This window comes from Halogeometricum sp. CBA1124, assembly GCF_009741955.1.
Classification (GTDB): Archaea; Halobacteriota; Halobacteria; order Halobacteriales; family Haloferacaceae; genus Halogeometricum; species Halogeometricum rufum.
The window spans coordinates 1-6,769 of record NZ_WPCD01000197.1; the positions used below are offsets into that span (position 1 = coordinate 1).

General features: G+C 70.2%; 9 protein-coding genes and 1 pseudogene. 3 read left to right on the forward strand and 7 right to left on the reverse strand.

All coding sequences use genetic code 11. The features are described 5' to 3' along the window. Window positions 1-751, reverse strand: a 751-nt coding sequence (locus GJ632_RS24150; protein WP_394351830.1) for an alpha/beta hydrolase family protein, incomplete at its 3' end; no start/stop codon positions are given. After that, window positions 748-927 (reverse strand): hypothetical protein, encoded by a 180-nt coding sequence (locus GJ632_RS24155; protein WP_231751656.1) that lies wholly within the window; start codon window positions 925-927, stop codon window positions 748-750. The genes GJ632_RS24155 and GJ632_RS24150, both read right to left, overlap by 4 nt. Here GJ632_RS24155 and GJ632_RS24160 point away from each other — a divergent pair. Continuing rightward, on the forward strand, window positions 913-1,386 hold the full coding sequence (locus GJ632_RS24160; RefSeq protein WP_231751657.1) for a hypothetical protein: 474 nt from the start codon (window positions 913-915) through the stop codon (window positions 1,384-1,386). The two genes, GJ632_RS24155 and GJ632_RS24160, sit on opposite strands and share 15 nt — an antisense overlap. A gap of 89 nt (window positions 1,387-1,475) precedes the next feature. Here the strand turns inward: GJ632_RS24160 and GJ632_RS24170 are convergent. The 3 genes and pseudogenes from GJ632_RS24170 to GJ632_RS17805 form a co-directional block, all read right to left on the reverse strand. After that, window positions 1,476-2,598, reverse strand: a pseudogene (locus GJ632_RS24170) (NAD(P)/FAD-dependent oxidoreductase). Between the two features lie 78 nt (window positions 2,599-2,676). After that, window positions 2,677-3,297 (reverse strand): YigZ family protein, encoded by a 621-nt coding sequence (locus tag GJ632_RS17800; protein ID WP_089803759.1) that lies wholly within the window; start codon window positions 3,295-3,297, stop codon window positions 2,677-2,679. A 77-nt stretch (window positions 3,298-3,374) separates the two neighbouring features. Continuing rightward, window positions 3,375-3,878, reverse strand: a complete 504-nt coding sequence (locus GJ632_RS17805; protein WP_191453650.1) for an amino acid-binding protein — start codon at window positions 3,876-3,878, stop codon at window positions 3,375-3,377. A gap of 130 nt (window positions 3,879-4,008) precedes the next feature. Between GJ632_RS17805 and GJ632_RS17810 the strand changes: the two genes are divergently transcribed. Next, complete coding sequence (locus GJ632_RS17810; protein WP_197428069.1) at window positions 4,009-4,362, forward strand: hypothetical protein; 354 nt, start codon at window positions 4,009-4,011, stop codon at window positions 4,360-4,362. A 267-nt stretch (window positions 4,363-4,629) separates the two neighbouring features. Further along, window positions 4,630-4,932, forward strand: a complete 303-nt coding sequence (locus GJ632_RS24175; RefSeq protein ID WP_231751658.1) for a hypothetical protein — start codon at window positions 4,630-4,632, stop codon at window positions 4,930-4,932. Between the two features lie 72 nt (window positions 4,933-5,004). Here the strand turns inward: GJ632_RS24175 and hisB are convergent, their stop codons facing one another. Both hisB and GJ632_RS17825 read right to left on the reverse strand, forming a co-directional pair. Next, the gene (hisB, locus tag GJ632_RS17820) at window positions 5,005-5,616 is read right to left on the reverse strand and encodes an imidazoleglycerol-phosphate dehydratase HisB (RefSeq protein ID WP_191453652.1); all 612 of its coding nucleotides are present in this window, start codon (window positions 5,614-5,616) and stop codon (window positions 5,005-5,007) included. A 63-nt stretch (window positions 5,617-5,679) separates the two neighbouring features. Beyond that, window positions 5,680-6,438, reverse strand: a complete 759-nt coding sequence (locus GJ632_RS17825) for a glucose 1-dehydrogenase (protein ID WP_191453653.1) — start codon at window positions 6,436-6,438, stop codon at window positions 5,680-5,682. Window positions 6,439-6,769 lie beyond the last annotated feature (331 nt).

Sequence of the window (6,769 nt, forward strand, 5' to 3'; positions counted from 1 at the left end):
AGACGACGTAGCCGCGGGCCGCCAGCAGTTGGAACTCGTGCCACATCGTCCCAGACGCGGACCACATCGCGTGCGGGCCGCCGTGAATCTCGACCGCGAGGGGGTACGTCTCGTCCTCGCTGAAGTCCGGCGGCGTCAGCACCCAACCCTGCACCTCGCCGCCGTCGGACTCGAACCACAGTTCCTCGGGTTCCTGCACGTCCACGTCGGCGAGGTAGTCGGCGTTCACCTCGGTCAGGCGCGTCTCCTCGCCGTCGGCGAACGCGAACACGTCGCCGCGGTGGTCCCACTCGCTCTTCGCGAGTGCGAGGACGGGCGCGTCGTCGTCCCCGCCGACCGAGAACCCGGTGGCGTGGCCCTCGTCGGCGAGGAGTTCGGGGTCTGTCGAGGCATCCGCGGCCACGCGACGGGCGACGTAGTGACCCTCGTCGGGCGTGAGGAAGTAGACGTGTTCCTCCGACGGCCCCCACGCGAACCCGGCCGAGAGGTCGACGGTCCGGTCGAGGTTCTCCGTTGGGACGACCGTCTCGTCTCTCTCGGGGTCGTACACTTCGAGGTCCGTGCTCCGCATCGACAGGCGTTCTTCCGGCGTGCGGCCGTAGGCGACGCGGCCGTCCGAGGCCACGTCCATCACGAGTCCCCAGCAGGTCGTCCGCGTCACGTCGGTCAGGTCGCCGGTGGCGAGGTCCACCGACTGGATGTCGATGACGACGCTGTCGTCGGGTTCGACGTCGCCCTGCGGGTACTTCACGCCGACGTAGAGCGTGTCGTCGTCGCGCCACGCGGGCGCACGTGGTCGAGTTCGCCGTCGGTGACGCGTTCGACGCGGCCGTCGTCGGCCTCGCTGTCGACGCCCTCGCCGTCGACGTGGGCGAGGTAGACGTGGTCGACCGTGCCGTCGCGGTAGCGTTCGTGCTGGCGGTACACCAGTCGGTCGACGACCCGCGGGTCGGGCGTCTCGCGTTCGTACTCCTCGTCCGGGAGGGCGACGTCGCGCCCGCCTCACGTTCCGCCTCGGTCGTCGCCTGCTGGAAGGCGATGCGGGTGCCGTCGGGACTCCACTCGATGCCGGAGACGCCGCCGGGAACGTCGGTCACCCGTTCGGCCTCGCCGCCCGCCATCGGGAGGACCCACAACTGCGGTCGGTCGTCGTCCGCGCCGCGGGTGGAGACGAAGGCGAGTCGGTCGCCGGACGGACTCCACCGGGGCGCGGAGTCGACGCCCTCGCTGATGGTGAGTCGGCGCGGGTCGGCACTGCCGTCGGTCGGGACGACGTACACCGTCTGTTCGTACGATTTCTCGTCCGTCGGCACCTTGCGGACGAACGCGACGCGCGTCCCGTCGGGAGAGACCTGCGGGTCCTCGACCTGCACGATGTCGTGGTAGTCCGTCGCGGAGACCGGATTCATGCCCCGGCTTTCGGCACGTCCGGTGAAAGTGTTACGCCCACCGGCGGAGACGGCCGCGAGGTCACCTCAGAACCGGCCGACGCCGAACCGCTCGCACTCGGACGCACCGTCACCGCGCACCGCGTCGGCGACCAGTTTCCCGCTGTACGGACCCAACTGCAGGCCGGTCGGGCCGTGTCCCGTGCAGAGGTACGCGCCCGAGACGCCCGGAACCGGCCCGAGGACGGGCAGACCGTCGGGGGTCAGCGGCCGCAGACCGACGCGTTCCTCGCGCACCGCGGCGTCGGCGAGGCCGGGCGCGACGCGGACCACCTCCTCGAACACCTCCAGGAGCCCCCTCGACGGTGGTGTGCGGGGCGTAGCCCGCGCCGGTCTCTCGGGTCGCGCCGGCGACGACGCGCCCGTCGTTCCACGGCACCAGGTACTGCTCGCGGAACGCGCTGACGATGGGCCAGTCCTCGGTGTCGGCGGCGACGTCGAGGTGGACTATCTGCCCGCGTTGGGGTTCCACCGGCACCTCGACACCGAGTTGCGACGCGAACGTCTTCGACCACGCGCCGCCGGCGACGACGACGTTCGCGGCGTCGATTCGCTGGCCGGATTCGAGTACGACGCCGCGGACGGTGTCGGCGGCGACGGAGAGCCGTTCCACGCTCGCCTCGCGCGTCCGGAGTCCGTGTGTCCGCCCCGCCCGCCGGAGTGCCCCCTCGAACTCGCGGCCGTCGACGCGCGCGGCGTCGTCGGAGCGGAACGCCCGTTTCGGCTCCGCCAGCGGCGGAAACGCCGCCTTCGCCGCCGCTGGGTCGAGTTCGTGGACCGTCCCCGGTTCGGGCGTCCCGAGTCGCGCCTGTCGGTCCCGGACGCGTTCCAGTGCCGCCTCGTAGGCGTCGACTTCGGCGTCGTTCAGGGCGGCGGTCAAGAGGTCACATTGCGTGTAGCCGTGCGGGCCGTCCTGCTCCCGTTCGAGGGCCGCGACCAACTCCTCGTAGTAGTCGACGGCCTCGACGGCGAACTCGACCCACGTCTCGTCGTCCCGGCTGGTCGTCCCCGGCGAGAGGATACCCGCGCCGGCGTCGGTGGCGCGGCCCTCGTCGCGGCGGTCGACGAGAAGCGTCTCGCGCCCGCGCGGGCGAGGTGATAAGCGACGGACGACCCGACGATGCCGCCGCCGACCACGACTGCCTCGTATCGGTCGGTCATGGTGCTGGGCACGGCGGCCCGCGGCGTGATACTGTCGGTGCCGGCGGTGCGGGTGGGCGAGTCGGGGTCACTCGATGTCGGCCCGACCGCTGGTCGCACTTCGAATCCGGTCGCGCAGGTCCGCGGCGTCCTCGACGGACGCGCGCACCGCGAACGACACGTCCGCCTCGTAGTCGGCGTCGAACTCGACGCCCGCGCTCTCCAACAGGCCGCGCACGGACCCCGAGTCGTCGTAGGCGACGGTGACGGCGAACGTCTCGTGCGGCACCTCCTCGACGGTGCCGGCGTCGGCGACGGCGTCCTTCACGCCGCGGGAGTACGCGCGGGCGAGGCCGCCGACGCCGAGGTTGGTGCCGCCGTAGTAGCGCGTGACGACGGCGACGACGTTCCTGATGTCCTGTTGCACGAGGACGTTCAGCGCGGGCTTGCCCGACGACCCGGAGGGTTCGCCGTCGTCCGAGGAGTACTCGCGGAGCATGGTGCTCCCGCCGGACGATTCCCCCCCGGCCGGGACGCGGTAGGCGGGGACGTTGTGCGTCGCGTCGGGGTGTCGCGCCTCTATCTGCTCGACGAACGCCTCCGCCTCCGCGACGGTGTTCGCGCGATCCACGTAGCCGACGAACTCCGAGCCGCGGACCTCGAAACTGGCCTCGCCGGGGCCGGCGACGGTGCGGTAGGCGTCGGTCATGGACGAAGTTGGCGCGGGTTCGGTCAAAAGGGTTCGGTCGCGGGCGGGTCGGGTCGGGGCGGGTCGACGAGGGGCCGTCAGGCGATGCTGATTCGCCGGACGAACGAGAGTTCCGAGAGTTCGTTCAGCAGGTCACCGGGCAGGGGTTCCTCCGTGACGAGGTAGAGTTTCGGGTCGTCGGTGAACTCGGGGTCCTCGCTGATGGTCTGGCGGATGGAGATGTCGTGGTCGGCGATGCGGGAGGTTATCTCGGCGACGATACCGGGCGCGTCGGCGTCGGCCACTTCGACGGTCAGGACCGAGAGGTCCAGCACGGGCGCGAGGTCCATCAGGCTCGGAATCGACGAGATGTTCTGGAAGATGCGGCGCAGTTCCTCGTCTTCGAGGATGGCGCTCGTCGTGGAGTCGACGACCCGGCGGTCGACGCCGATTTCGCGGGCGATGCCGGTGTTCGGTATCTCGATGCCGCCGGAGACGACGCGGCCCTCGTCGTTGACGGAGAACCCCCGTTCGAGGAGGAGGCGGATGACCGCCTGTTGGCTCGGACTCCCCTCGAACTTCCGCATTATCTCGTCGAACATTCCTCGCGGGGAGATAGACGCCGGGAGTCATTAATGCACACGTTCGACGCCGTTGCTCGCCGGACGCCGAAGCCGTCCCCCACTGACGCCGGCGGCAGGGTTTAACCGCGTTCCGAGAGACGACTCGCGTATGCCCATGCGTCAACTGCGCACCTGCGACTTCTGTGGCGACGACGCCGCCGGAATCTACGAGGTCCTGCCCGCGGAACTGTCCCCGACGGAGGCCGAACAGCGTCGCGTCGTCCTCTGCGACGACTGCTTCGGCACGCTCGAAACGGTCGTCAGCCCGCTTCTCGCCCGACTGGGTATCGAAGAGACCGGCGGCGACTCGGGCGCCGAACGACGGAGCGCCTCGCCCGAACCCGTCCCGGCGGCTTCGGAGTCGGACGAACGCGAGGGTGGAGAGCGACGAGAGCGCCCCCCTCGACCCCACGGCGACCGACCGGTCGACGGACGAGACGCAGACGACGACTGCCGCCGGTGACGAGGGAGACGCCTACGTCGACGCCGAGACCCTCACCGGAGAGGACGCGGACTCAGCGACGACCGGCGCCGAGGACGGAGAATCCGCGGAGGCCGCCGCCGAGGACTACGAGGTGGAGGACGCCGCCGCGGACGCGAGGAACCGCCCAGAGCGCACGCCGACGCGGACGACGCTCCCGGCGGCGACGACGCGTCCGACGGCGACGGCGACGCCACCGACGGCGCGGACGCCGAAGTCGACGAGGAGGAACCGAACGCCGACTACGAGGTGGACGACCCGGACCGGAAGCAGGACGCCGAGGACCCGGCCGAGGACTACGAGGTCACCGAGGAGGAGACGGGCGAGGGTGGCGACGACGACGGCGCGGAGTCCGTCGGGTCGGAGCCGCCCAACTTCAGGAAGGTGATGCGCCTGTTGAACAACCGGGAGTTCCCGGTGGACAGAGCCGAGATAACCGACATCGCGAGCGGAGCCTACGACCTGGACCGGGGGCAGGTGGACGACATCATCGACCACGCGGTTCAGCGAGACGTGTTGGCCGAGGACGACGGCCAGTTGCGCAAGGCCTGAGCGCCCGGAGACCCGCGACGGGCGGCGTTCGCGGCGGGGCGGGCCGCACCCGCGTCGCCGCGGCGTGGGCGTTCAGAGTTCGCCTTTCGTGCTGGGCGTGTCGCTCCGGCGGGGGTCCACGCGGGTGGCGTCGTCGAGCGACCGGGCGAGCGCTTTGAACAGCGCTTCGACCTCGTGGTGGGCGTTGTCGCCGCGCACCTCCGCGTGGAGCGTCAGGCCGGCGTGCATCGCCAGCGAGTAGCCGAAGTGCCGCGCCATGTCGCTGGTGAAGTCGCCGATGGACTCCTGAGAGAACTCGCCGTCGAACGCGAAGTGCGGTCGTCCGCTCACGTCCACGACGACGCCCGCGACGGCCTCGTCCAGCGGAACCTGCCGGTCGGCGTAGCGGACGATGCCGCGCTTGTCGCCGAGGGCCTCCGCGAGTGCGTCGCCGAGGACGATGGCCACGTCTTCGACGGTGTGGTGGTCGTCGATGTGCAGGTCGCCGTCGCACTGAACCGTCAGGTCGAACAGGCCGTGCTTGGCGAACGCTTCGAGCATGTGGTCGAAGAAGCCGATGCCCGTGTCGACGGCGGCGTCGCCGTCGCCGTCTACCGTCAGCGTCACCTCGATGGTCGTCTCGGCCGTCTCGCGGGAGACGGCGGCCGTCCGCGACGTGGCGTCCGCGTCGGCGTCGTCGCTCATACTCGCGTGTCGGCGGCCGCCGGTATCACGGTTGCGCTCTCGGCGACCAAAAAAGAGGCTCGGTCACTGCGCGACGTACCCGCCGTCGACCGGCATCGGGACGCCGGTGACGAAGGACGCCTCGTCGGAGCAGAGCCACACCACCGCGGCGGCTATCTCCGACGGGTCGGCGGCGCGCTTCATCGCCTGCGGCGCGACGATTCCCTCCATGGCGGCGTCGTCGCCGCCCGTGAACCGCGAGACCATCGGCGTGTCGACGACGCCCGGACAGACGGCGTTGACGCGGATGCCGTCGTCGGCCACCTCGACGGCGACGGACTTCGTGAGTCCGACGACGCCGTGTTTCGAGGCGTAGTACGGGCTCAGGTCCGCCGCGCCGACGAGGCCCGCGATAGACGCCGTGTTGACGATGGCGCCGCCGCCGCGTTCGCGGAGCGCGGGAATCTCGTGTTTCGTGCAGAGGAACACCCCGCCGAGGTTGACGTCGACGACGCGCTTCCAGTCCTCGAACGACTGGTCGGTTATCGGCCCCGGCGTCCCCTCGATACCCGCGTTGTTGAACGCGACGTCGAGGCCGCCGAACGTCGAGACGACGTCGTCGACGAGGACCTTCACGCTCTCCTCGTCGCTCACGTCGACTGCGAAGAACTCCGCCTCCCCGCCGGCCTCGGAGACGAGACGTACCGTCTCTTCGCCCCCTTCCTCGTCCAGGTCCGCGACGGCAACCGTCGCCCCGGCCTCGGCGAACCGAAGCGCCGTCGCCCGTCCGATACCCGACCCAGCGCCCGTCACGAGCGCGACTTTACCGCTGATTCCGTCCATTGAACTCACCGGTGACGTTCGTCACCACCGCTAGGAGGCGCCGAGATAGCATATCGATTCCGCAGAAATACCCGGGATACCCCGTAGATATGGCAGATTTTCTCGGATTGGGAGCCGAATCGTGCGTTCTTCTCGGTCGTCCGGTCGGGCCGTCACCTCGCCGCTCGCCGTCTGACGCTCGTCTGCCGGAGATTCATGGATGTCGGCTTCCGACGTAGGAGACACCATGGGCGTGAAGGGAGCGGTACTGGCGCTGTACACGCTCGGGACTCGGGGTGCCTCCTCCTGTTCGACGTCGGGACGGGGACGGGCGAGAATCGACGTCAGAGTT

What these genes read in the sequence shown, in the direction of transcription:
- GJ632_RS17810 (WP_197428069.1), top strand. Translation starts at nt 4,009, where the DNA reads ATGCCCATGCGTCAACTGCGCACCTGCGACTTCTGTGGCGACGACGCC.
- GJ632_RS17805 (WP_191453650.1), bottom strand. Translation starts at nt 3,878, where the DNA reads ATGTTCGACGAGATAATGCGGAAGTTCGAGGGGAGTCCGAGCCAACAG.
- hisB (WP_191453652.1), bottom strand. Translation starts at nt 5,616, where the DNA reads ATGAGCGACGACGCCGACGCGGACGCCACGTCGCGGACGGCCGCCGTC.
- GJ632_RS17825 (WP_191453653.1), bottom strand. Translation starts at nt 6,438, where the DNA reads ATGGACGGAATCAGCGGTAAAGTCGCGCTCGTGACGGGCGCTGGGTCG.
- GJ632_RS17800 (WP_089803759.1), bottom strand. Translation starts at nt 3,297, where the DNA reads ATGACCGACGCCTACCGCACCGTCGCCGGCCCCGGCGAGGCCAGTTTC.